Annotated in this window: 21 protein-coding genes, 1 tRNA gene and 1 pseudogene; 11 read left to right on the plus strand and 12 right to left on the minus strand. The window is 58.0% G+C overall.

What is annotated here, in order from left to right; genetic code table 11:
- Window positions 1-38: 38 nt before the first annotated feature.
- From AO068_RS08335 to AO068_RS08360, 6 genes are all read right to left on the minus strand, one after another.
- Window positions 39-2489 carry a TonB-dependent receptor plug domain-containing protein gene (locus tag AO068_RS08335; protein ID WP_058408106.1) on the minus strand — a complete coding sequence of 817 codons (2451 nt, stop codon included), beginning with the start codon at window positions 2487-2489 and terminating at the stop codon, window positions 39-41.
- Between the two features lie 533 nt (window positions 2490-3022).
- On the minus strand, window positions 3023-3691 hold the full coding sequence (locus tag AO068_RS08340; protein ID WP_058408107.1) for a DUF3313 domain-containing protein: 669 nt from the start codon (window positions 3689-3691) through the stop codon (window positions 3023-3025).
- 431 nt (window positions 3692-4122) lie between these two features.
- Complete coding sequence (locus tag AO068_RS08345; RefSeq protein ID WP_005732041.1) at window positions 4123-4959, minus strand: sugar phosphate isomerase/epimerase family protein; 837 nt, start codon at window positions 4957-4959, stop codon at window positions 4123-4125.
- A 1-nt stretch (window position 4960) separates the two neighbouring features.
- Window positions 4961-6193 (minus strand): NAD(P)/FAD-dependent oxidoreductase, encoded by a 1233-nt coding sequence (locus AO068_RS08350; RefSeq protein ID WP_058408108.1) that lies wholly within the window; start codon window positions 6191-6193, stop codon window positions 4961-4963.
- Window positions 6194-6211: 18 nt separating this feature from the next.
- Window positions 6212-6532 carry a MocE family 2Fe-2S type ferredoxin gene (locus AO068_RS08355; protein WP_002553354.1) on the minus strand — a complete coding sequence of 107 codons (321 nt, stop codon included), beginning with the start codon at window positions 6530-6532 and terminating at the stop codon, window positions 6212-6214.
- A gap of 36 nt (window positions 6533-6568) precedes the next feature.
- Window positions 6569-7660 carry a fatty acid desaturase family protein gene (locus AO068_RS08360; protein WP_058408109.1) on the minus strand — a complete coding sequence of 364 codons (1092 nt, stop codon included), beginning with the start codon at window positions 7658-7660 and terminating at the stop codon, window positions 6569-6571.
- A 121-nt stretch (window positions 7661-7781) separates the two neighbouring features.
- Between AO068_RS08360 and AO068_RS08365 the strand changes: the two are divergent.
- Window positions 7782-8872 (plus strand): annotated as a pseudogene (locus AO068_RS08365) (LacI family DNA-binding transcriptional regulator).
- A 6-nt stretch (window positions 8873-8878) separates the two neighbouring features.
- Here AO068_RS08365 and AO068_RS08370 read toward each other — a convergent pair.
- Window positions 8879-10873 carry a sigma-54 interaction domain-containing protein gene (locus AO068_RS08370; RefSeq protein ID WP_058408110.1) on the minus strand — a complete coding sequence of 665 codons (1995 nt, stop codon included), beginning with the start codon at window positions 10871-10873 and terminating at the stop codon, window positions 8879-8881.
- Window positions 10874-11067: 194 nt separating this feature from the next.
- On the opposite strand from AO068_RS08370, the gene AO068_RS08375 reads away from it, so the two are divergent.
- The 4 genes from AO068_RS08375 (at window position 11068) to AO068_RS29430 (ending at window position 14064) form a co-directional block, all read left to right on the plus strand.
- The gene (locus tag AO068_RS08375; protein ID WP_046832840.1) at window positions 11068-12090 is read left to right on the plus strand and encodes a Gfo/Idh/MocA family oxidoreductase; all 1023 of its coding nucleotides are present in this window, start codon (window positions 11068-11070) and stop codon (window positions 12088-12090) included.
- The gene (locus AO068_RS08380) at window positions 12087-12875 is read left to right on the plus strand and encodes a TIM barrel protein (protein WP_058408111.1); all 789 of its coding nucleotides are present in this window, start codon (window positions 12087-12089) and stop codon (window positions 12873-12875) included. The genes AO068_RS08375 and AO068_RS08380 overlap by 4 nt, the downstream gene beginning before the upstream one ends.
- Window positions 12876-12967: 92 nt before the next feature.
- Window positions 12968-13894, plus strand: coding sequence for a sugar ABC transporter substrate-binding protein (locus AO068_RS08385; RefSeq protein ID WP_057401198.1), 927 nt, complete (start codon window positions 12968-12970; stop codon window positions 13892-13894).
- A 47-nt stretch (window positions 13895-13941) separates the two neighbouring features.
- Window positions 13942-14064, plus strand: a complete 123-nt coding sequence (locus tag AO068_RS29430; protein ID WP_002553348.1) for a hypothetical protein — start codon at window positions 13942-13944, stop codon at window positions 14062-14064.
- 313 nt (window positions 14065-14377) lie between these two features.
- On the opposite strand, the gene AO068_RS08390 is transcribed toward AO068_RS29430, so the two are convergent.
- The 5 genes from AO068_RS08390 to AO068_RS08410 all read right to left on the minus strand — a co-directional run bounded on the left by AO068_RS08390 (window position 14378) and on the right by AO068_RS08410 (window position 18055).
- Window positions 14378-14453 (minus strand) — tRNA-Gly (locus AO068_RS08390).
- Between the two features lie 66 nt (window positions 14454-14519).
- Window positions 14520-15080 carry a CDP-diacylglycerol--glycerol-3-phosphate 3-phosphatidyltransferase gene (gene pgsA / locus AO068_RS08395; RefSeq protein ID WP_058408112.1) on the minus strand — a complete coding sequence of 187 codons (561 nt, stop codon included), beginning with the start codon at window positions 15078-15080 and terminating at the stop codon, window positions 14520-14522.
- Between the two features lie 32 nt (window positions 15081-15112).
- Entirely contained in the window at window positions 15113-16936 is a 1824-nt protein-coding gene (gene uvrC / locus AO068_RS08400) for an excinuclease ABC subunit UvrC (RefSeq protein ID WP_005732030.1), read from the minus strand.
- Window positions 16937-16938: 2 nt separating this feature from the next.
- Window positions 16939-17583 carry a response regulator transcription factor GacA gene (gene gacA / locus AO068_RS08405; protein WP_002553344.1) on the minus strand — a complete coding sequence of 215 codons (645 nt, stop codon included), beginning with the start codon at window positions 17581-17583 and terminating at the stop codon, window positions 16939-16941.
- 178 nt (window positions 17584-17761) lie between these two features.
- On the minus strand, window positions 17762-18055 hold the full coding sequence (locus AO068_RS08410; RefSeq protein ID WP_058408113.1) for a helix-turn-helix domain-containing protein: 294 nt from the start codon (window positions 18053-18055) through the stop codon (window positions 17762-17764).
- Between the two features lie 129 nt (window positions 18056-18184).
- Here AO068_RS08410 and AO068_RS08415 point away from each other — a divergent pair, with 129 nt between their 5' ends.
- The 6 genes from AO068_RS08415 to AO068_RS08440 all read left to right on the plus strand — a co-directional run bounded on the left by AO068_RS08415 (window position 18185) and on the right by AO068_RS08440 (window position 24763).
- Window positions 18185-18421, plus strand: a complete 237-nt coding sequence (locus tag AO068_RS08415) for a DNA-binding protein (protein WP_058402330.1) — start codon at window positions 18185-18187, stop codon at window positions 18419-18421.
- A gap of 705 nt (window positions 18422-19126) precedes the next feature.
- A complete protein-coding gene (locus AO068_RS08420) occupies window positions 19127-20209 on the plus strand; it encodes a 3-deoxy-7-phosphoheptulonate synthase (RefSeq protein WP_058408114.1) in 1083 nt (360 codons plus the stop codon).
- Window positions 20210-20290: 81 nt separating this feature from the next.
- Window positions 20291-20572 (plus strand): peptidylprolyl isomerase, encoded by a 282-nt coding sequence (locus AO068_RS08425; protein WP_002553340.1) that lies wholly within the window; start codon window positions 20291-20293, stop codon window positions 20570-20572.
- Window positions 20573-20807: 235 nt separating this feature from the next.
- On the plus strand, window positions 20808-22676 hold the full coding sequence (locus AO068_RS08430) for an extracellular solute-binding protein (protein ID WP_058408115.1): 1869 nt from the start codon (window positions 20808-20810) through the stop codon (window positions 22674-22676).
- Window positions 22677-23741, plus strand: coding sequence for a microcin C ABC transporter permease YejB (locus AO068_RS08435; RefSeq protein WP_058408116.1), 1065 nt, complete (start codon window positions 22677-22679; stop codon window positions 23739-23741).
- Window positions 23741-24763, plus strand: coding sequence for an ABC transporter permease (locus tag AO068_RS08440; protein WP_058408117.1), 1023 nt, complete (start codon window positions 23741-23743; stop codon window positions 24761-24763). Before AO068_RS08435 ends, AO068_RS08440 begins: the two co-directional genes overlap by 1 nt.

Consider the following 24763-nt stretch of genomic DNA (forward strand, 5'->3'; position numbering starts at 1 on the left):
TGTTCCTCGCACTCAATGGGGGTTTTCAGGTGCTGGCCTTAAAAGGCGTAAGTCAGCCGGGTGTAGTAGTAACCGCCGGTAAAACCGTAGGGCGAATAGGTGCCGTAACTGCTGACCATGGTGCTGCTGGGAACCCCCTGTTTCCTTGGATAGATGTCGAACAGGTTCTTTGCGCCGATGGCAACGTTGAGGTTTTTGCTGAGGTTGTAGCCGAGGTCCAGATCGGTGATCCACTTGGCGCTGTACACCCGATCCAGATCGCGATTGGCTGAGGAATTGACCTCTTTGTAGGAACCGTAACGGGTCAGCGCCAGGTTCAGGTTGAAGCGCTCGATGCTCCAGTCGCCGCCCAGAATCAGTTTGGTACGCGGCTGCACGCCAGTAATAAGATTGCGGGCCTCGCGGTCCATCAGCTCATAGGACGTACCGAGGATAGAGGTGGATTCCTTGTAGCTAAGGATCTTTGTCTGGTTCCAGTTGAACGCCGCTGTCCACTTCACTGACCCGTACTGCCCAAGGTCCTGACGGTAGTTGCTGACCAGATCCAGCCCCTTGGTGCGGGTGTCGGCACCGTTGATGAAATACTGGCCGCCCGACGTCGAATCGATGCCGTTGTTGAGCAGCACCTGAGTGACCTCATCACCCAGCAGGGTGCCGGTCAGAGTGATGCGGTCACGCAGATTGATCACGTAGGCATCGGCGGTCAGGGTCAACTGATCGGTAGGCGTCAGGGTGAAACCGAGGCTGAAATTGGTGGAGCGCTCCGGCTTGAGGTCCTCGGCACCCAACGCTCTGGCGGCACCCGAGCCGGTGGGCAATACGCCGTAATTGATCGACTGGTACACGCCGTCCACCACGCCGTAAGTGGTCGAACGTGCACTGAACAGACTGTTGGCCAGGGATGGCGCACGAAAGCCATTGCTGACGGTGGCGCGAACGGCGAACTGCGGGGTGAAGTCGTAGCGTGTGGTCAACTTGCCACTGCGGGTCGCGCCCGCACCTTGGTTGTAATGTTCATAGCGCAGTGCGCTGCCGACATACCAGTCAGGCACAGGGTTGAAGCCTACGTCGACATAACTGGCGACACTGTTGCGCGAGGCGCTGCTTTCTTCATCCGGCGAAATGCCGTTGGTGACCTGCGCACCTGACGATGCACAGTTGCCGGGTGCGACGCAGTAACCACCGTTGGCATAGGATTCATAGTCGCCCGCCTGCACCTCATAGGTGTCGCGTCGATGTTCAAGGCCGTAGGACACGTCGAGGGGCTTTTGCAGGCCGATGTCAAAGCCGCGCTTGAAGTCCAGATTGGTGGTCAGCTCGGTGGAAATCCACGTTCCTGATGTGAAGCTGTTGGGCGTGGCCTCACCCAGCGACGGGTTCTGGTTATGCGTGGTGCCCTGCTCCGCCTCGTTGCGCCCGTAAGTGCTGGACAGATCCCAGTCCCATTCACCAAGCGTGCCTTTGCCACCAAACGCAGCCTGAAAATCGTCTTCGTCGATGTACCAGGTCGGTGTGTATCCCGCCGGATAACCATTGGGCCCGGTGGTGATCGTATTGGTAATGGTCGGCAGGCGAAAATTCTGCCCCTGCTCGGCCTTGCGACGCGAATAGGTGGTGAAGGAATACAGACTGAAACTGTCATCGATCGGCAGCTCGGCGTTGTAACCCAGGGTCAGCAGATTGGTCTTCGGCGTGCCGTAACCGCCGTACGTGGACTTGCCCGCCAGGTCGTAGGCTTGTTCGTAGGTGTAGCCATTGGCGCTGGCCTTGTTGTCGTCATTCTGGCTGCGGGCGTCCAGCGCCAGTTGCACGATACCGCCGTCGCCAATCTCGAAGCCTTTATTGAGGCTTTGCTGCACGGTCTGCTTCTTGCCGTCATAACCGAGCCCGGCGTTGGTCACCGAGGTGCCGCTGGTGTCGGCCTTGAGGATGACGTTAATCACCCCGGCAATGGCATCGGAGCCATATTGAGCCGCGGCACCGTCACGCAGCACTTCTACATGATCAATGGCGCTGATCGGGATCAGATCGAGGTCTGCCGGCGCAGCGCCGGTGTTGATGCCGTTGATATTAAGAGTCGCGCTGGTATGGCGGCGTTTGCCATTGACCAACACCAGCACCTCGGCGGCACTTAAACCACGCAAGTTGGGCGCACGGGCAATGCCGCTGGCGTCCCAACCGGTTTTTTCCGGCAGTGTCAGAGATGGGATGACCGCGCTCAATGCCTCCATCAGGCCGGGCTTGCCAGTACTCTGTAATTGTTTGGCACTGACCACATCGATCGGCACCGGGCTGCTGGTCACGGTGCGCTGCTCGGCACCGCGATTACCGGTAACTACCACGGTGGACAAGGTGCGACGCTCATCCTCGGAGGTTTTTTCCTCGGCCTGAATCGTCCCTGACAGCAAAACGCTCCCTATCGCCAACGCCAGCGGGCAGTAGCCCAGCACGGCAGTCGAGGCTCGGGCACGGTGTAAAGCTTGCTTCATATTCACTCCAGACATGGCCGTCATTGAAGCCGTGCATGCAAATCGCAAAGTCGGGCGCTCCTGCTGTCGTCGGGACAGCGCGGTACGCACGTTTCAGGCTGTGCAGGTAAAACCTGCGCAATGAGCTAGCGGTGGGGTGAGAAGCCGGTTGGCGGCAGAAGTGACGCGCAGCGCCTGTCAACAGCAGGGCGAGAGGAATAAAGCCAGTGGCAGGATTGAACAGGCAACATACGTTGAACTCCCTTCCAACGATTCTGCTTGAGGGGACTGGTTTATCCCTCGGTCATGGCACACTCGACGGCGGCCTGATGCGCAGAATCCTGATAACGATTGGTACCATCCGAGGTAAGGGGTAGGCTGTTGAAACCAAACATAACGGAATCAATTTCGAAAATATAATTCTATTTGGTCATAAGCTAATATTATTATTTTTGATTTATATTTATTTTATTATTCAAAAATAGCATTTTCACTTCTCAGGTGTCTGACTGACAGGAAGACCCGATTATCAGGCCGGGCTTCCCAAGGCTGCTTTACTTTGAGAGCAACAACTCAATCAGCTCATCCGCGCCTCTGGAAATACCCGCCTGCGCCGCCGACAAACGCCCGAAGGTCGAGCTTATGTCATAAACCTTTGGATATTGCCGAGTGACATAGGACTCCAGAAGCTGCGAAGTGGACGCATCGTAGATCTCGACGGCATAGCTGACGGACCCGGTAAACGTACCTTCACGGTCTCTGGAAGCCTGAACGAGGTTATATGACCCCATGCCGATATCGAATCGGGAGAATGTAGACAGCCCGGTAACAGTGGTCTCGGCCCCGGTCAGGGTGAGGCGAATGCGCATTGTCCCGCGTGAAGGTGTGTCGGTGAACCGGAAATGCTTGCCCAGGGCTTCAGAGAAGCTGACTGTCATGTCGTTGGCCAGGACGGTCTTTTCGTTGCGCTCCAGGTCTGAAAATTGCGCATCCGCTCCCGAGTAGATCACCACAGGTTCAAGCATTACTTTATCGTATTGGTTCCAGTTGACTGACGTCGAGTACTTGAAGGGAATACGACCCGAGATGTCCTGTTTGTTGGGCCGCATTTCAAGTGATGACTCGATTCCTGAATAAGGCGACGGCTCGTGACTGGCACACCCCGTGACCAGAAAAACCAATAACAACAGCCCGGCCAACTTCATGTTTTTAACGTAGTGCATGCAGAACTCTCCAGCGTGATCAGGTTATTGAAATTCAAGCACTCACCATCAATCCCCGAGCCCGACTACTATCAGGCACGCACCGTCACGGGCAGTACCTTTGAAGGGCACTGGTAATATCCCGGGACTGTTTATCCAGAAGCACGTTTTCCAGGGGCACTGTATCTCGGAGCACTCTCTTGCCTGATGCAGGGCCATCCATGATCGCGACGTACCGCGTTGCACGGCATTTAATCGATCATCATCAGACTGCTCTGCGAGGCGCTGCCGGACTGTTCTGGATATGTGTCAGTCTGCAATGAACTGCGAGACCACCAAAACTGTACCGGCGTGTATAGTTTTAAACCGTTGGCGATGGGTCGTCAACCTAAAATGTACACATCGGTATGCTTTTGAAGAGTTCACCATTCGCATCAAGTGGGCTGAACCCGTCAGACCCTTGAACGGCAATCATTCCAGATTCCGCGAATCAGATCCTTGAGTAACAGTGCCTCGCTCCAGCGATCTGAAATTTCGCGCCCGTCACTCCCTGTGATTGCATACGGGGGTGGGCCCAGCTCGCACGTGAAAGACAGGCTGGCTGGTTTATTCGGTCGAGCCAGCCAATCTTCAATACCGTAACGCCACCAGGCTGAAAACCGCTCAAGCCAGGGGCGGTGTTGTGCAAAGCTCAAAGGCACCTGCACTTGTTCACTATTGGCTATACGGCCGTGAAAGCCCCAACTATGGCGCAAGATGCTGTGAATGTGCTCGTCGTCCTCGGCCGTCGCCGACTCGGGCAACTCCCGACCTACCACGTAGTGGGACAAATCAGCCAACAGTTTGAGGTCCGGCATCTGCGCCAGCACGTCGAGGGTAAACAACAGATCACTGGTAAGGCGGTAACGGTGAGTTTCCAGCAGAACCGGAAAGTCCACCTGCTCGGCCAGACGCTGCCAGCCCTCGATCAACGTGATCGCCTGGGCCAGCGTCCGCGGACGTGCATCGGCCTGCAGAGTCAGGTGGTGACAACCGTAGCGGCAAGCAACTTCAAGCGCCCTGTCCAGATCGGCTACTGTCTGTGGGAATAGCTGGCCTTCAATCTGTAAGCCACGGGCCTCTGCGGCGGCATGCAGCCGCATGACATCGGGGGCATGCCAGTAATGGTCGGTGATCCCGTCAAAGCCGGCGGCGGCAATTCTGTCCAGTTGCGCCTCGATGGGAACGTCACACTGGCCACGATGGTCCTGCATGGCCCATAGCGACTGAAATACCAGAAATGTGTCCATGTCAGAGCCTCAGCAGTTGTTTGAGCGAACACTCGGGGTCGTTGAGCATGGTGACGCTCAGCGGAGTTCGGGCAACGATCAGGCGCTCACACAGCTTGATATCTTTGGCAACGCTGTTGCCCAGCGCCAGGCCACAGGCCCCCTGCAGTCGTTGTTGCGCATCCAGGTAGAACAGCAACCGCCCACCGCAGGCCAATGCGCGGCTGGCTGAAGGCAGGGGCTGCGTGGTTACACCGACTGTCTGCACGCTCCAGTCGTACTGATCGGACCAGAAGCCGGGCACCTCCTGGAACGGAAGATCGTACCCCAGCATATTCAATGCGCTGTGGCGCCCCTGCGCTTCGGCGTTGCGCCAGGTCTCCTGCCGCTGATATACCCCCTCCGGGTGCAGGCGATACTCACACACATCACCGGCGGCGAAGATGTCCGGGGCGCTGGTGCGCAGTCGATCGTCGACACGAATCCCTTGCCCCACGGCAAGGCCAGCCGCTACTGCAAGCTCGATGTTCGGCTGCATGCCAACGCCGACAACCACTGCGTCACAAAGCACACTCCGGCCGTCGACCAGCAGCACTGACTCGGCGCGCTCATTGCCTTGCACGCCTTCAAGCACGACATTGAGTTGTACATCGACGCCGTGCTGCCGATGCAAATCCAGCAATGCCCGGGACACTTCTTCAGGCAAGACGCGCCCGGCCAGACGAGGGCCTGCTTCGAGCAACGTCACCTGGCAGCCTAGAGCCCGCGCCGTCGCCGCAACTTCAAGGCCAATGAACCCGGCACCGATGATCACCAGGCGTGAACCGTGGATCAAGGCACCCCGCAACGCCAATGCTTCATCGTGGGTGCGCAGGTAGAAAACATTGCTCAGGTGCCTGGGGATCTGTGCCAGGCAACGCGCCCTGCCCCCGGTCGCCAACAGCAATCGGCTGTAAGGCAACTCATCGCCGTCAGCCAACTGCAGGCGATAACCCTGCGGGTCGAGGCTCTTTACCGGATTGTCGGTCAGATGCTCGATACCCAGCTCAGTGAGGCGCGTGTCCGCACACAGGCTGCAACCGGCCAGGTCCACGGAGCCTCGCAGTACGCCCTTGGACAAAGGTGGACGCTCATACGGCACGTGCGGCTCGGAGCCGATCAGTATCAGTCGGCCGGCGTAACCCTGATCGCGCAAGGTCAGCGCTGCACGGCCACCTGCATGACCCGCGCCAACGATAATCAATGGAGCATTCATGGCATGCACTCCTGATTTTCAGTCACTGACCGCAAGCAAAACCCGCCCGGCTTCGACCCGTACGGCAAAGGTCTTGAGATTGACGCACACGGGTGCTCCCAGGGCTTTGCCATTGCGATAGTCGAAGCGGCCGTTATGTTTAGGGCATTCGATGACGTGATCTATTACCAACCCGTCGGCGAGGTGAATCTTTTCGTGGGTGCACAGGCCCGCCGTGGCGAAAAATTCGTTGTCGGCGGAACGGTATACGGCATAGGTATGCGGGCCGTGATCGAAGCGCATGACGTCTTCTTCATCAATTTCGCCCACGGCGCATACATCAATCCATTGATTGTTCATGGTTTTTCTCTCTCGTTCGGGAACAACCGGAAAGTGTCAGCCGGAGGTCGCTTCAGGCTGGGGACGTGCGGCGGTGGCAGGCGCTGAAGCATGTGACACCTGGCGCTTGATGAAGTAGGTCGGGTCGCGGCGCTGCCTCAGGAGGGTTGGAATAATTTCCTTGAAGGCTTCGCCGAGGCTGGCATAAGGCGGCGGACAGTCGTGGCGGATCTCTTCATGAAGTTGCGCCAACGCGTGATACGGCACCATCGGGTACATATGGTGCTCAAGGTGATAGTTCATGTTCATGTACAGAAAGCGCAGCACGCGGTTCATGTAGATAGTGCGGCAGTTGCTGCGATGATCGAGCACGTCTTCAGCCAGCCCCACATGTTGAGTAAGGCCGAACAGGTAAGACAGCCAGCCGCCATAAAGCATGGGCAAACCGACGTACATGAGGGGTAACCAGCTCTGCAGATACAGTGCCACAGCAACCACTCCGGCATAGATGGCGAGCCAGATACGCGCGGCCAGAAACACTCTGGACCATTCGGACACCGGGATGAAATCCTTCTCTTGCTCGCTCATATGCGCAAAAGCATGTCGGCACACGCCGCCCATTGTTTTGATCAGCAAGGGAATCTGAAACAGGTTCAGGAACATCATCACAAGGCTCGGCGGCCGTGGCTCGACAATTTCCGGGTCGCGACCTACCACGATAGTGTCGGTATGATGCCGCGCATGGCTCCAGCGCCATACATGTGGCTCGAACATGCACATGAAACTGGCCACCTGGTACAACCCGTCATTCATCCACCGGGTCTTGAACGCGGTGCCGTGGCCAGTCTCGTGCCAGCGCGGGTTGGAGGCTGTGGCGTAAAGAACGCCGTAAGCCAGGAAGAACGGCACACATGCCCAGGAACCCCAGAACCAGTAGCCGCCAAAACCGCTGACCAGCAGCGCCAGCAACCAGATTGCAGTGTCGAGCAAGGCCGGGCCGTCGCGGCGCTGCATCAATTGTTTCATGCGTTGACGAGAGATGGGCGACTGGTACCACTCGGCAGATACCAGGCCTTTTTCCGCTGCACGGGCAGCTTCGGGGCCGGTCAGGCTATAGTCGCGCTGACAGGCTGCAGTGTCTTGAGGCATTGTTATTATTCTCCGCAAGTGTGAAGTTTCAGGAACTTTGCGTAAGAAAATATAGAGAGCACCCACCCCCCTCTCAAGGCCTTGAATACATTCACTATCAAGCTATCATCGAGCATCTGCGGTGCTTGATAGTTTTCTATCAAGCCGCTTCAAGGGCATGTCATGAATAACAATAAGCGCCCCACCATCGCGACTGTCGCCGCGCAGGCAGGCTTGAGTGTCGCGACTGTCGATCGCGTGCTCAACGCCCGCGCTCCGGTAAACCCCGCTACCGCCGAGCAGGTGCTGAAGGCCGCGGAAGCAGTGGGTTATTTCGCCGCACGGCTGATTGCGCAGCGCATTGTCGAGCAACGTCCCACTTACCGTTTCGGCATTCTGTTGCTGAACACCGCCCAAGCGTTCTATGCCAACCTCGCTAAGGCCATTGGCCAGGCCGCGCAACGTCGTATCGGGGCCAATCTGACCTGCCAGTTCGAATACGTGACTGATCGCAGCCCGGCCGCCATCGTTGCCCAACTCGAACAACTGGCAGTGCAATGTGACGGCCTGGCGGTGGTCAGCTTCGCCCACCCGCTGATCAACGCTGCTCTTGAACAGATTCGCCAGGCTGGCGTCCCGGTGATAGCGCTGCTTTCAGACATTCATGAGAAGGCCGATGAGCCTTACGTCGGTCAGGACAATTATCAGGTCGGACGCACCATGGGCTGGCTGCTGGCACGTACCTGCGGTGCTCGCAAAGGCAGCATCGGCATTCTGCTCGGCGGCCATCGCTTTCTTGGCCATCAGGCGCGGGTTGAAGGGCTACACAGTTACCTGGCAGAACATGCGCCGGGGTTACGTCCTCTGGTGCCGCTGATCAACCTCGACAACTGTGATATCACCGAAGAGGCGAGCCTGGAATTGCTGGGCAATCATGACGATCTGCGCGGGCTGTGCGTGGTGGGCGGTGGTGGCGACGGCATCATCAGTGCCCTCGCGCAACTGCCCAGACGTCCAGCGCTGTGCTGCATTTTACAGGAGTCCACCGAACTGTCGCGCCTCGCACTCGCGAACGGGCTGGTTGACGTGGTGATCGACTCCCAGCCTCTTCAAATTGCCGAGGCACTGGTAAATCTGCTGATCGAGTTGCAGACCGTCAACAGCTTCGATCCGCTCAGGCACCGGGTGTATGTACCGCTACAGATCGTGACCTCGGAGAATACCGACGCCTGACCGGCGTCAGAGCCCTCGAAAATCGGCGGCGTTCAAGCCGAATCGACTCATTTTGTTGTACAGCCCGCCGCGGGAAACGTTCAGCTGTCGAGCAGCGAGGCGAATGTTGCCTCGGGTGCTTTCGAGCGCCGCAATAATCGCGTGCATTTCGTGGGTGCCAAGGTCATGGGCCGCCAAAGGCACTGGCAGCCGGCCCGGCACCGCGGGGCCGCTGCGCTGCCTGATTTCAAGGGGCAGATCGGCGGGCTGGACGAGCTCACCCGTGGCCAGATTGGTCGCGCGCTCAATGCTGTTTTCCAGCTCTCGCACGTTGCCCGGCCAGCTATAAGCCACCAGCAATTCCAGAGCTTGCGCAGAAAGCCCCAGCACTGACTTGCGCAATGAACGGGCACAACGATCAAGAAAATGTTGCGCCAGCAAGGCAATGTCTTCCCGACGCATACGCAGCGGCGGTACGGTCAGGTTGAGCACGTTGAGTCGGTAATACAGATCTTCACGAAAGGCGCCTTCGGCCACTGCCTGACTCAAGTTACGGTGAGTGGCGGCAATGATGCGTACATCCACTGGTCGCGAGCTTTTCGCCCCGACCCGGGTTACTTCGCCCTCTTGCAACACCCGTAACAGGCTGACCTGCGCGTCGAAGGACATGTCGCCGATCTCATCAAGAAAGATCGTGCCGCCATCGGCCAGTTCGAACTTGCCCGCCGACCCGCCTTTAGCCGAACCCGTGAATGCGCCCTCGACATGGCCGAACAGCTCGCTTTGCACCAGGTCCCGGGGAATCGCGCCACAGTTGACCGCTACAAAAGGCCCGCTATTGCGGTCACTCGCATTATGGATCGCCTGGGCGAACAACTCCTTGCCGGTGCCGCTTTCGCCAAGAATCAAGGTGGTGGAATCGCTGCGACTGGCGATCCGCCCAAAATGCACGGCATCTGCAATCGCCCGTGAACAGCCCTGAATGGTCTCGAACGTGTAACGGGCCTGAGTGCCGATAATTCGCCGGGTGATCTCCCTAATGCGCCGATTTTCTCGCAGCGACACCACGCGCCCGCCCTGCTCCAGTGGGCATACCGAAACCAGACAGGACAACTGGCTGAAATCATGCAGTTCAAAGGTGCAGTCCAGGTCCCGCAGCCCTTCACCGATACGCGCCAGAATCTGTTCGTTCAAATCACTGCGCCCCAGACGCTGGAACGGGCTGCCCAGCAAATCCAGGCCGACCCGAAAAAGCTGCCGGGCATAGCGATTGAGCGCTTTTATACAGCCTCGTTCGTCCAGTACCACCAAACCTTCGTTGAGCACTTCGAGAACGGTTTGCTGTTCTTCCAGCAGCGCCTGCAAGGCCATTTGCCGCGAGACGGCCTCGGCCGCCGCCTGGACAGTGCCGAGCGTATGAAAATGGAACCAGCCAGGTTCTGCGGTCAGGGTCAGCATCGCCAGGGTCTTGCCTTGGGCATTGCGGATTGGCGCCGCAGCGCAATGCATCCGCCGCTGACGAAGGCCTGTACCGAAGTTTTCCTCTGCCAGTACATACACCAGGGAATCTTCAGCCAGGGCCAGTCCGGTGCAGTTGGTGCCCTGCACCGACTCCAGCAAACGCGTACCTACCGGCGTCAGATCCAGCCCGCAAAAATACAGTGTGGTGCCCTCAGCATCGGTGAGGTTGATATGGCCTCTCGGGTTATAGGCAAGCAAGCCGCGCATCACTTGAGCGGCTGCGGCAATCAAAACCCGATTGGCCGCCAGAGTAGCCGCAAGGTGTTGAGGGTCGACAAACCGGTAGTCGCTGTCTTCAGGGTTCACGCCGCCTGCGATGCTGCGCCCCCAGGAATCCCAAATAACCTTCCTGACCGTCGCCGGGCGCTCGTCAACGCCACTCAGGCGCGCCCGCCAGGCCTGCTCCAGTTCGGGTATGGGACCGCTGTTGAGTGCCACAGTCCCCAATGCGGTGAGGTATCCGAGGTCTTGTACGCTGAAGGTCGCAGACGGTGAGGACATTGATGTATCCATGTTCATATATTCAACATGTCAGTATAGACATGTCATTAAAATGAACACTTTTTGATTGGAAATTTTTAATAAACTTTTAAAATCAATAGCTTAAGTTATGGCATGGCCTTTGCTCTCCCCCCCTTTGCCCGGCGCGCTTACGGCCGGGAAATAATCGAACAACAATTAAAAAGGGTTATTTCATGAGCAAAAAAATTCTCCGCCTTGGTCTGATTGGCGCCGGTCGCATGGGCAGCTTCCACGGCCAGACCGCCGCCCACCATATTCCCGGTGCCTGCCTTGCGGCCATCGCCGACCCCACTCCGGGCCAGGCGTCGCGTCTGGCCGCAGAGTTAGGGGTAGATCGGGTTTACACCGACCCTCAGCAATTGCTGGACGACCCAGACCTGGATGGCGTGCTGATCGCTGCCCCCGCGCGCAGCCACGCAGAATTGGTCATCAGCGCGGCGCGGGCCGGCAAGGGCGTTTTTTGCGAGAAACCCATGGCGATCACTCTCGAGGAAGCCGACCGCGCTATCGCTGCGGCCGCCGATGCCGGCGTGCCCTTGCAAGTCGGTTTCAACCGTCGCTTCGCCAAAAGCTTTCGTACGGCTCATCTGAACGTGGTTGAGGGGCGTATAGGTACACCGCAACTGTTGCGCTCGTTAACCCGAGATCCTGCGCTGAACAATCCGGCAGCCTCGCCGCAATGGGTGATCTTTCTTGAAACGCTGATTCATGACTTCGATACCCTGCGCTACCTGAACCCCGGTGCCGAGGCAGTCAGCGTGTTCGTCATGGCTGATGCGCTGATTGCACCGGATTACAAGAACAATGGGTTTCTGGACACAGCGGTGGTGATGATCCGTTTCGACAACGGTGCCATTGCCACCGCTGAAGCCAGCTTTCAGGCGGTCTACGGTTACGACGTCCGGGGCGAGGTCTTCGGCAGTGCCGGCATGTTGACTATGGGCAACGTCAGTGAATCTGATCTGACCCGTTATCTGGCCAATGGCATACAGGCCGACTCCCAACGACTGGACACCGACCTGCTGCGTGACGCCTACATCGCCGAACTCAATCATTTTGCCGACTGCCTGCGTACCGGGGCCAAACCCCTGGCCAGTGGCGAAGATGCCCGAGCGGCGCTGGCCATTGCCCGCGCCTGCATCGAGTCGTTCCAGCAAGGCCGGCCGGTGGCGGTGTCACGAGGAGTCTGCGCATGAGCTCCATACCGTTCACATTAGCGGTCAGCGCCGAGATGGTGTTCCTGGATTTACCCTTCACCGAGCGTGTCAGGCGTATTCACGAGCTGGGCTTCAGCGCCGAAATATGGAGCTGGGCCAATAAGGACATCGCAGCGCTGGCTGCCACAGGGGCGAATTTCACCTCTATGACCGGCTACACCCACGGCAATCTGACCGACGCCGACGCAATCCAGCACCTGCTGGACAGCGCACGCGAATCCCTCGCGGTTGCCGCCCGGCTCAATTGCCCGAGCCTGAACCTGCATGGCACGGGCCTTGACGACAAAGGTCTGCCCGTCAATCCGGTGGCTCATGTCAATGGACGCATGTGGCTGAGTGCCTGCAAAACGCTGGAAAAACTCGCTCGCCTTGGCGAAGAGGCAGGCCGGGTATTCTTGCTGGAAAACCTGAATACCGAGGTCGACCACCCCGGCACCCCGTTCGCTCGCGCTGAAGACACATTGGCCCTGATCGAGGCCGTGGGCAGCCCGCACCTGAAAATGAACCTGGACCTTTATCACGCGCAAATCGGCGAAGGAAACCTGATCGAACTCATCCAGCGCTCAGGCAGCGCCATAGGAGAAATCCAGGTCGCCGACGTCCCGGGTCGCCAAGAGCCTGGTACGGGTGAAATTCATTATCCCGCCATTGCCAGAGCGTTGTTCGATATGGGCTATACGGGTGTCGTCGGGCTTGAAGGCTGGGCCAGCGGCAACAGCGAAGCAGCACTGGAACGCTTCAAAAAAGCCTTCACCCTGGATTGAGGAACACCTGAGCAAGTTCTCGTGAAAAGCGCTGGAAACGTTCATGACAGGTCTTGGTGAACGTCACACATAACAACAAAAGGAAACGTCTCATGCCCTTCCGCAAACTGTTTATCGCCGTGCTGTTACTGGTTTCCAGCCAATGGGCTGCTGCGAGCTACCGAATTGGCGTCACGATCGCCAGAGTCGACGATAACTTCATGACCTATGTGCGCAGCGGCCTGGAAGAAGCTGCCCGAAAAGAGAATGTGCAGCTCCAGTTCGAGGACGCTCAAGGCGATGTGGTTCGCCAGATCAATCAGGTTCAGGGCTTTCTCAGCCAGAAAGTGGATGCGGTTATCGTCTTGCCGGTGGACACCGCCGCCACGGCAAATATGACCCGCGCAGCGGTCGAGGCAAAGATGCCGCTTGTCTACGTCAACCGTCACCCGGATGAGCGCGTCTTGCCCAAGGGCGTTACCACCGTGGCGTCCAACGACATTGAGGCAGGACAATTGCAGATGCGCTATCTGGCAGAAAAGATGGGAGGCAAAGGTACTATCGCGCTCATCATGGGTGACCTTGCGCAGAACTCGACACACGACCGCAGCGAAGGCGTCAAACAGGTGCTCAAGGACTATCCGGGCATAACGATCGTCGAGCAGCAAACAGCGGAATGGCAACGTAACAAAGGTATGGACCTGACCAGTAACTGGCTACTGGCGGGCAGAACCTTTGATGCCATCGTGGCCAATAACGACGAGATGGCCATCGGCGCCGCCATGGCGTTACAACAGGCTGGCAAAGCGAAGGGGGAAGTTGCAATTGTAGGCATTGACGGCTTGCCTGATGGCCTGGCGGCAATCAAACGTGGAATGCTGGCAGCCTCGGTGTTTCAAGACCCGAAGGCCCAAGCGACCACAGCTCTGCAATCGGCCATAAAAATGATCAAAGGCGAGCCGGTCGACGCCGAGGTCTGGGTGCCCTTTCAACTCATTACACCGGAGCAGGTAGCGGTGTTCGAGCAACATTATAAATAGTAGTCGGGAAGGCGAGTATCGAATGGAGGGATGAACGCCCTGACCAGATGAGTTTCGAAGTTCAGGGGCAACGCATGGCATGGGCTGCCAAGCCGGGTATCGACACTGGCGTAGAAGGTGTGCGCTGGGTACAGTCTGCCAATAACGATGCCGCCTGGGTGAACTACTAAAGCACTGACTGCCGGGTTTCTTACCCGGCAGGATGGCTGCCCTGCCGACGATTCAACCGACAGTGGCTTCCTTGACGAAGTCTTCGTAGGTGCGCAGCGGGTACCCGATAATGGCCTCCAGCCGGTCTACTGTTCCTTCGACTGCTTGAGGTGGCGACGGCTATATGGCTTCGGACGCCAAAACTGCTTCAGACAAGCAGAAGTACATCACAAGAAAGTAAACCCGGGATATTTACCGCAAAAACGAAAAAAGACGCCTAAGCGTCTTTTTTGTTAATCCCATATGCCTCTTGTGCATACATGGATTTATATTTGGAGCGGGAAACGAGACTCGAACTCGCGACCCCGACCTTGGCAAGGTCGTGCTCTACCAACTGAGCTATTCCCGCATTGTCTTGATGACGGGCGCTATTCTAGCGTTTCAGAAAGCTGCGTCAAGCCCTTGATTCAAAAACTTATTTTTTTTCTGCCGTAGTCTTGAGGTGCGGCCATGCGGCTCTGAGGTATTGCACCATCGACCACAGGGTCAGCCCCGCTGCAACGAGCAGCAATGCGTAGCCGAGAATCACCCAGAGCGTGATCGCAGGCGGGTTGCCCAGCAGAATGACCAGCGCGAGCATTTGCGCCGCCGTTTTCCATTTGCCCATGTTGGAAACGGCAACCTGCGCACGCGCGCCGATTTCCGCCATCCATTCGCGGAGTGCAGAAATGACGATTTCGCGACCGATGATCACCGCAGCGGGCAGCGTCAGCCACAGATTGGCATGCGCCTGAACCAGCAGCACCAATGCAACGGCCACCATCAGTTTGTCTGCTACCGGGTCGAGAAAGGCACCAAAGGGTGTACTTTGTTCAAGACGGCGGGCCAGATACCCGTCGAGCCAGTCGGTCGCCGCAGCGAACGCAAAGACTGCACTGGCGGCCATGTAGCTCCAGTGATAAGGCATGTAGAACAGCAAAATGAAGATCGGAATCAATAAAACGCGTAGTACGGTGATCAGATTAGGGATATTCATCGGCACAACTGGCTACGAGGTGAGCGGGCATTCTACTCGCTGTGCAGGTTTGCATAAATCGACTCTGCCAGCTTTTTACTGATTCCGGGTGCTTTTGCGATTTCATCGATGCTGGCACGGGACAATTCCTGTAATCCGCCGAAATGTTTGAGCAGGTCACGACGCCGGGTCGGCCCGACGCCTGCAACGCCCTCAAGGGTCGAGGTGCGCCGGGTCTTGCCGCGCCGCGCGCGGTGACCGGTGATTGCGAAACGGTGAGCCTCGTCGCGAATCTGCTGAATAAGGTGCAACGCCGGAGAATCGCCGGGCAGCGTGAATTCATGTGCTGCGTCGTTCAGGTAAAGGGTTTCAAAGCCCGCCTTGCGCGTGGTGCCCTTGGCGACACCGAGCAGAATCAGATCAGGCACCTGCAATTCATTGAGCACATCACGGGCCATGGACATCTGGCCCTTGCCGCCGTCCACCAGCAGCACATCCGGCAACTTGCCCTCCCCGGCCTTGATGCGGCTGTAACGTCGGGTCAAGGCCTGGTGCATGGCGGCATAGTCGTCGCCTGCCGTCACGCCTTCGATATTGAAACGCCGGTAATCGGACTTGATCGGGCCTTCCGGACCGAACACCACACAGGACGCTACGGTCGCCTCACCACTGGAGTGGCTGATGTCGTAGCATTCGAGGCGCATTGGCGGATCTTCAAGCCCCAGCACCTTGGCCAGCGCTTCGAATCGCGACGCAACATGCTGACGGTTGGCCAGCCGCGCAGTCAGTGCCTGCTCGGCATTGGTGACCGCCATTTGCTGCCAGCGCGCCCGGGTGCCGCGCACGCGATGACTGATAACCATCTCGACGCCGCGCAGTTCTTCGACGGCGTCGACGAACGCAGGGAAATCGTCGTTGATGACATTGACGATGACTTCGCCGGGCAGCTCGCGGTCTATGCCGCCGAGGAAATACTGAGCCAGGAATGCCGACATCACTTCGCCGACCTCCTCTTCTATGCCGACCTGCGGGAAGAAGTTCTTGCTGCCCAGCACCCGCCCGCCCCGCACGCTGATCAGGTGCACGCAGGCACCGCCAGGGTTGACGAACGCGGCGACCACATCGACATCGCCGGTACCGCCGTCCATGCTTTGCTGATCCTGGACGCGGCGCAACAAGGCGACCTGATCGCGCAACTCGGCTGCGCGTTCGAAGTCGAGCGCCATCGCGGCTTTTTCCATGGAGGCGTTCAGTTCGTCACTCAGGGCATTGCTGCGTCCCTCGAGAAACATCACCGAGTGACGTACGTCCTCGGCATACACCTCAGGCTCGACCAGCCCGACACACGGCCCTTTGCAACGTTTGATCTGATATTGCAGGCAAGGACGTGTGCGGTTCTTGAAGTAGCTGTCCTCGCACTGCCGCACCTGAAAAGTCTTCTGCAGCAGGCTAAGGCTCTCGCGAATCGCGCCGGCACTCGGGTAAGGCCCGAAATAACGGCCCTTGGCCTTTTTGGCTCCCCGATGAATACTCAGTCGCGGGTAGTTACCATCGGACAGAAACACATAGGGATAGGACTTATCGTCACGCAGCAGAATGTTGTAGGGCGGCCGCCACTCCTTGATGAGGGTCTGCTCCAGCAACAGCGCTTCAGTTTCGTTGCCCGTGATGGTCGTTTCAATCTGGGCGATGCGCGACACCAGTGCTCCGGTCTTGGGCGCGTGTCCGGTTTTGCGAAAATAGCTGGCAAGACGCTTCTTGAGGTTCTTGGCCTTGCCGACGTAAAGCAGTGTGGCTTCGGCGTCGAACATACGGTAGACGCCGGGACGACCGCTACAGGTCGCGAGAAATGCACTTGGATCGAATGTCTGGGTCATGTTCAGGCGCTGGCATCAACCATGCCGTGACGTACAGCGAGCAAAGCCAGTTCAACATCACTGCTGATCGAGAGCTTTTCAAAGATACGGTATCGGTAGGTATTAACGGTTTTCGGTGACAGGCACAGCTTGTCCGAGATGGTCTGGACTTTCTGGCAGCCGACAATCATCAGGGCAATCTGGATTTCACGCTCGGAAAGCAGATCGAACGGCGAATTGTTGACCTGCGGCTGAAACGACTTCAAGGCCAGCTGCTGGGCAATCTGCGGGCTGATGTAACGCTGACCGGCAAACACCAGGCGAATGGCCTGGACCATTTCGGCAAGCCCCGCACCCTTGGTCATGTAGCCGGCAGCACCTGCCTGCAGCAAACGGGTCGGAAACGGGTCTTCTTCACAGACAGTGACTGCGACGACCTTGATATCAGGGTGGCTGCGCAGCATCTTGCGCGTCGCCTCCAGCCCACCGATGCCCGGCATCTTGACGTCCATGAGTACAACGTCAGGCTTGAGCTCGCGCGCCTTCTTCAGTGATTCTTCGCCGGAATCAGCCTGCCCGACAACCTGCAGACCGTCTATGTCGGCCAGCATGCGTGTGATGCCTGTCCGGACAAGATCATGGTCATCGACAACTAGCACCTTAATCAAGCAGACACCTCGCGCAACGGTCATAACGAATGCCAATCACCATAACAAAAACAATGAGTCAGACCTAGCACTGCGAACTCAGACTCTCGACAACTTGACGGTGGGTGCTTCGAGAACGACGAAAAAAACCCGCAGGCCGCAGAAAAGCAGGCTGCATGTCCGCCTCGCAATGCCTGCACTAAGGAAGCTTTTCAGGAGCGGAAAGCTCGGCGATGGTGGTCGTCAGACGCCTGATCGCATCCTGATCATCCTTGGCCAACACTCGGTAATTACCCAGAATCTTTTCTTCGATCAGACTGAGGTTGTCAATCGGCACCGGCGTGCGCGCTCCCGTCAGCACATAGAGCACATCCACACCTTTGGCCGCCACCGCAGCCAGGTAATCGGCCTTGGGCGCGCGATCACCATTTTCATACTTTCCCTGGGCGTTAGCCTCAACTCCCCCTATTTCACCGAAGGTACGCTGAGACATGCTCAGACGCTCTCGTTCTTTTCTCAGCCGACAACCGATTCCACTCATTTGAATCTATGATCCTGTTAAAGCCATCCTAACGAATGTTAGAATCCCGCGGAATTGAATAGATTTGAACGGTTTTGAACTATGCCCGGAATACGCACCGCCGCACAAGCCAAGGCCTGGCTCGAACAACAGGGAAAATCTGTTCAGGAATTCGCTCGGGAAAACAGCATTGATCCGGCGACAACTTACCAGGTGCTGGCGGGCCGCAAGAAAGGCAGGCGCGGTGAGGCGCATAAGGTAGCCGTATTGCTGGGCATGAAAATCGGGACGATCCCGAACATGCAAACCCCGCAGGAAGAAGTAATGAGTGAAGAGTAGCTGATCCTGCCGGAGACTGCAGGCGCAATATGTAGAAGCCTGGCCGCACCATAGCCTGCCGCCAGGTAACTGTCATCAGCCGTTGAGCGGTTCGCTACCCCCTCGTCCTCTGGACCAGCACGTCAATGCTCGTAGCCATTGATAATCCTGGTGATTGAATTTTCCAATTGAATGCGCCACCGCTCCTGAAGTAAGCTTCGGAGCAATCAACGGAGACCCACCATGCTGCAATCCACCTCATCACTGCTTCAAGCGGCTACCGGCATTTCCTGCCGTGCATGTGCTGTGGCTGTGCGGGTTGCCTCGGTGAATGCTCCTGTTCAGCTCAACTCCTATTATGGGTATTGGTTTAGCCACTGGCGCGCCTGATACCCATCCGGCGCCCACTTCAAGGGGACGCCAACCAGAGAATTCTCTACCCCCGGTCGGCTTCCCGACCGGGGGTTTTGTTTTTCAGGGCCAGGTATTTTCAACCCTTCATAAATATCACGCTGCACATTGAGGACTACGACATGAACTACGCCACTTATTACCGCAACGACATCGACTTCGCCTGGCGATTTAGCCATCTCCGTTCGGGACAGCCTGCCGCCTCCGTTCGGTCACTGCCAGGTGGCAACCACAAACGCCCGGCCAATATGGCCCTTTGTCGAACACCCCAGTAGGTCTGCGCGGGACTGCCCCGCCAGCCCAGGAAGCCAGAATATGAATTCGTCCGTTGCCGTAAAACCGTCCGACCTGTCCAGCCATGCCGTTGCTCTGGCAGACAACAGCCCCGCCTCGAAACGCCTGCCCGGCACGCTTGAACTGAAAATGCGCCTGCCACTGAATGCAGCGCTGACCGAACAGGTTGCTGCCCATCGCCGCGCCGTACGCGCCATTCTTGAAGGTGAAGACTCGCGACTGCTCGTTATCGTGGGCCCCTGCTCGATCCATGACCCACAATCTGCTCGTGAATATGCCGAGCGACTGGCCGGCCTTGCGGCGCAAGTCAGTGACCAGATGCTGCTGGTCATGCGCGCCTACGTCGAAAAGCCGCGCACGACAGTGGGCTGGAAAGGCCTGGCGTACGATCCCCATCTGGACGGCAGTGACGATATGGCTGAAGGCCTGGCGCTGTCGCGACAATTGATGCGTGACATGCTGGGCATGGGCCTGCCGATCGCCACCGAGATACTGCAGCCTATGGCCGCGGGCTATTTCGATGACCTGCTCAGTTGGGTCGCGATTGGTGCGCGCACCACCGAGTCGCAGATCCATCGGGAAATGGCCAGCGGGCTGCCGATGGCAGTCGGCTTCAAGAATGGCACTGACGGCGGCGTCGCGGTGGCCTGCGATGCAATGCGTTCAGCGGCGCATCCGCATCGCCACTTCGGCATGGACGGTCACGGTCATCCGGCAATCATCCAGACGCAGGGCAATCCGGACACTCACATTGTGCTGCGCGGCGGCCACAGCGGCCCCAATTACGATGGCCAGAGCGTCGCTCGGGTGCAGGCCAGCCTGACCAAAAACAATATCGCATCGCGAATCATGGTCGATTGCAGCCACGCCAACAGTGGCAAGGACCCGTCACGCCAGCCCCACGTCTTTAACGATGTTCTTGAACAGCGCCTGGCCGGCAATACCTCGCTGATCGGCATGATGATCGAGAGCCACTTGTTCGACGGCTGCCAGGCATTGGGCGGGACGCTGCGGTACGGCGTTTCGGTCACCGATGGCTGCCTTGGCTGGGAAGGCACCGAACAGCTGTTGCGTCGCGCGGTTGACCGTCTGCGTTACAGATAAACAGAGCAAAGGAACTTTGTCGGGAAATACCGCACTGAATCCGGTAGGCTGTTTCTTTTTTTTCACAGGAGATTATTCCCCATGGCTAAAGCCACTGCCCGCCACATCCTTGTTTCGAGCGAAGAAAAATGCAACGAACTCAAGGCTCAGATCGAAGGCGGCGCTGATTTCGCTGAAATCGCCAAGGCCAACTCCAGCTGCCCATCGAGCCGCCAGGGCGGTGACCTGGGTTCGTTCGGTCCAGGCCAGATGGTCAAGGAATTCGACACTGTCGTATTCAGTGCTCCGGTGAACACCGTTCAGGGTCCGGTAAAGACTCAGTTCGGCTACCACCTGCTGGAAGTGACCAGCCGTCAGGACTGATCCTGCTGCGCCGCATGCCAGACGGCTCATCTTCGGATGGGCCGTTTTTGTATGTGGTCGTTTTCAACAGCGCAGTGGCCCAGCCTGCGCGCAGTGGCTTGGCGAAGCGGCCATTTGTCTGTAGAAGATAGCGCGATGCAGAGGCATGAGCGCTGCCGGGATTTTCGCCATACCTTTACAGTCAGTCGCCTTTAACCCTGACATTCGCTTGCGAACGTCAGTCAGGATTCGAGTCATGCGTTTTGTTTTTTCATCGTTGCTCGCCTTGACGCTGACCTTCGTTGGCGCAACCCAATCGCTGTCCGCAGCACCACAACACGCCCTGACCGTTTACGGCGAAGCTCCACGCTATCCAGCCGACTTCAAGCACTTCGATTACGTGAACCCGGACGCGCCCAAAGGCGGCAGCATGCGACGCTCGGCCATAGAAATCGGCCAGTTCGACCACCTGATGCCCTTCACCGACAAGGGTATGGGCGTTTCGCAGATTAATGGCATGCTTTACTCCCCATTGGCTACGCGCTCGATGGATGAGCCCTACACCGTCTACGGGCTTGTCGCCGAGAAAATGGAGCGTGGCGCGGACGGCCTCTCCCTGCGCTTTTACCTGAACCCCAAGGCACGTTTCGCGGACGGCACACCGATTACCGCCAACGACGTGAAGTACACCTACGAACTGCTGATGACCCAAGGCAACATGCAATACCGGACCCAGTTTGAAGCGGTCCAGGGCCTGGAGGTCGAATCGCCTTCGCAAATCCGCTTCGACTTCAAGAACAGCGATAACCGCACCCTGCCCCTTGATCTGGCTTCGCTGCCGGTATTCCCCGAGCACTGGTGGAAATCCCGCGACTTCGCCAGTGGCGCGGGGTTTGAAGTTCCTCCGGGCAGCGGGCCTTACACCATCAGCCATGTCGACCCGGGGCGCACCGTCACGTTTCAACGTGACCCAGGCTGGTGGGGCAAAGACCTGCCGGTCAGCAAAGGCCTGTACAACTTCGACACCTTCAGCATCGAGTATTTCGGCGACATCGATGTAGCACGCACCGTACTCAAGGGCGGGGCCTACGATTACAATCGCGAGTTTTCCGCGACTGGCTATGCAATCCGCTATGACGGCCCGGCAATCAATGACGGTCGCTTGCAGAAGGCCCAACTGGCCAAGGGTGCGGTGCAAAGCTCGCAGGGCTTCGTATTCAACCTGAGCCGACCGATGTTCCAGGACCGCCGCGTGCGCCAGGCGCTGTCGTTGCTCTGGGACTTTGAATGGACCAACCGGCAGATGATGCGCAACATGTACATTCGCCAGGACAGCTTCTTCTCCAACTCGGAGCTGGCTGCCAGCGAGCTGCCGACTCCCGCCGAACTGAAAATCCTTGAGCCGCTGCGTGGCAGGGTCCCTGACCAGGTGTTCGACAGCGTGTTCAAGGCGCCAAAAACCGATGGCACAGGCTTCATTCGCGACAAGCAACTGCAAGCACTGGCGCTGATGAAAGAGGCTGGCTGGACGCCGCAGGGCGACCAACTGGTTAACGCACAGGGCGAACCCTTCAGCTTTACGTTTCTCAACGCACAGAATGGTTTCGAGCGGATGCTGCTGCCCTACAAACGTACGCTGGCGCAGATCGGCATTCATTTTGATATTCGTCGCATCGATTCCGCGCAATACCTCAACCGGGTAATGGCCCGCGATTACGACATGATTGTCACCGGCTACCCGGTATCTACCTCGCCGGGGGCCGAGTTGTACAACAGCTTTGGCTCGAAAGTAGCGATGGACCCAGGCTCCAGCAATTACATGGCACTTCAGGACCCCGCCGTCGACACCCTGATTGCAGGGCTGCTCAAGGCCGACAACAAGCAGACCATGACCGACTATGCACATTGCCTGGATCGGGTACTGCAATGGAATTACTACTGGATTCCCAATTATTACCCGCCCGGCTCTTCCACCGTCTGGTGGAACCGTTTCGGCATTCCGAAAATCCAGGCCAGCAACAATGAAGCCATCGAAACATGGTGGGAAATCAGCCCGACGCCATTGACCAACGAGCAGTTCGCTGAAAAACGCGGTGCTTCAGCCATCGTTTCGGAGATGCACTGAATGCTCGGCTATATTTTGCGTCGCCTGCTGCTGATCATCCCTACCCTGCTGTGTATTTTGCTGGTCAACTTTTTCATCGTGCAGGCCGCGCCGGGCGGCCCTGTCGAACAGGCCATTGCACGCTTGCAGGGAATTGGCGGTGCGACCGTGGGCGCGGGTGCGAGCGAGTCGGCCGGTGCCGGACACTCTCGAGCGTCCCGAGGACTGGACCCAGTACTGATCAAGCAGATCGAACGTCAATATGGTTTCGACAAACCCTTGCATGAGCGGCTCTGGCTGATGCTGAAGAGTTACGCCCGACTGGATTTCGGCAACAGCTTCTTTCGCGGCGCTACGGTAACCGACCTTATTCTGCAAAAAATGCCGGTCTCCATATCATTGGGCCTCTGGGCGACGCTGCTGACGTACCTGGTATCCATCCCGCTGGGGATTCGCAAAGCGGTCAAACATGGCAGTCAGTTCGATATCTGGAGCAGCACCGCGATCATCATCGGTTACGCCACGCCAGCCTTCCTGTTCGCCATGCTGCTGGTGGTGGTGTTCTGCGGTGGCACGTCGCTGAACTGGTTTCCGGTGCGCGGGCTGGTCTCGGACAACTTCGAGCAACTGAGCACCGTCGGCAAGATCGCTGACTATTTCTGGCATTTGGTGCTGCCTGTTTCAGCGCTGGTGATTGGCGGTTTTGCCACACTGACCCTGCTGACCAAACATTCCTTTCTCAACGAAATAACCCGTCAGTATGTGACTACCGCCCGCGCCAAGGGCATGAGCGAGCGGCGCGTGCTCTATGGCCATGTGTTCCGCAATGCCATGTTGCTGGTCGTGTCGGGTATTCCGCAGGCGTTCATCAGCGTGTTCTTTGCCGGTTCGCTGCTGATCGAAGTGATCTTCTCGCTGGATGGCCTGGGCCGCATGAGCTATGAAGCGGCCGTTTCGCGGGATTATCCGGTGGTGTTCGGCTCGCTGTTCATCTTTACCGTTTTCGGCCTACTGATAAAACTGATTGGCGATGTCTGCTACACGCTGGTTGACCCCCGAATCGACTTCAGCGCGAGGAATGCATGATGCGTAGCCTCTCGCCGCTGGCCCGCCGCCGCCTTGAGCGCTTTCGCAGCAATCGCCGGGGCTGGTGGTCGCTGTGGCTGTTCTGCGCACTGTTTGCCCTGACTCTGGGCGGTGAGCTGATCGCCAATGACAAACCACTGATGGTCAGTTACCAGCACTCGCTCTACTTTCCGGTGTTCAAGCGCTACACCGAGCAACAATTTGGCGGCGAACTGCCCTTCCAGCCGGATTACCGCAGCGACTACGTACGTCAGCTGATTACCAAGGGCGACGGCTGGATGCTGTTTCCGCCAGTCCCGTTCAGTGACGACACGCCCAACTATGAATTGACTACCCCGGCCCCCAGCCCGCCCTCAGCGAACAACTGGCTCGGCACCGATGATCAGGCGCGCGATGTACTGGCGCGGGTCATTTTCGGCGCTCGGGTGTCGATCCTGTTTGCGCTGGTCCTGACCTTCATCAGCGCGCTGATTGGCATCACCGCTGGCGCGTTGCAAGGCTATTACGGCGGCTGGGTAGACTTGCTCGGCCAACGTCTGCTGGAGGTCTGGTCCGGCTTGCCTGTGCTGTACCTGCTGATCATCCTGTCAGGCTTCGTCGAACCCGATTTCTGGTGGCTGCTGGGCATCATGGCGCTGTTTTCCTGGTTGACGCTGGTCGACGTCGTGCGCGCCGAGTTCCTCCGTGGCCGCAACCTGGAGTACGTCAAGGCAGCGCGTGCACTGGGCCTGGGGGACCGGACGATAATCATGCGTCACATCCTGCCCAATGCGATGACTGCGACGCTGAGCTATCTGCCATTCATCCTGACCGGTGCCATTTCGACCCTGACCGCGCTGGATTTCCTGGGTTTCGGCATGCCGGCGGGCAGCGCGTCACTGGGCGAGCTGATCGCCCAGGGCAAGCAGAACCTGCAGGCACCCTGGCTGGGCCTGACAGCGTTCTTCTCCCTCGCGTTGATCCTGACGCTGCTGGTATTCATAGGCGAGGCGCTGCGTGATGCCTTCGACCCGAGGTCCTGA

It is taken from the genome of Pseudomonas sp. ICMP 3272, from assembly GCF_001466905.1.
Taxonomy (GTDB): Bacteria; Pseudomonadota; Gammaproteobacteria; order Pseudomonadales; family Pseudomonadaceae; genus Aquipseudomonas; species Aquipseudomonas amygdali.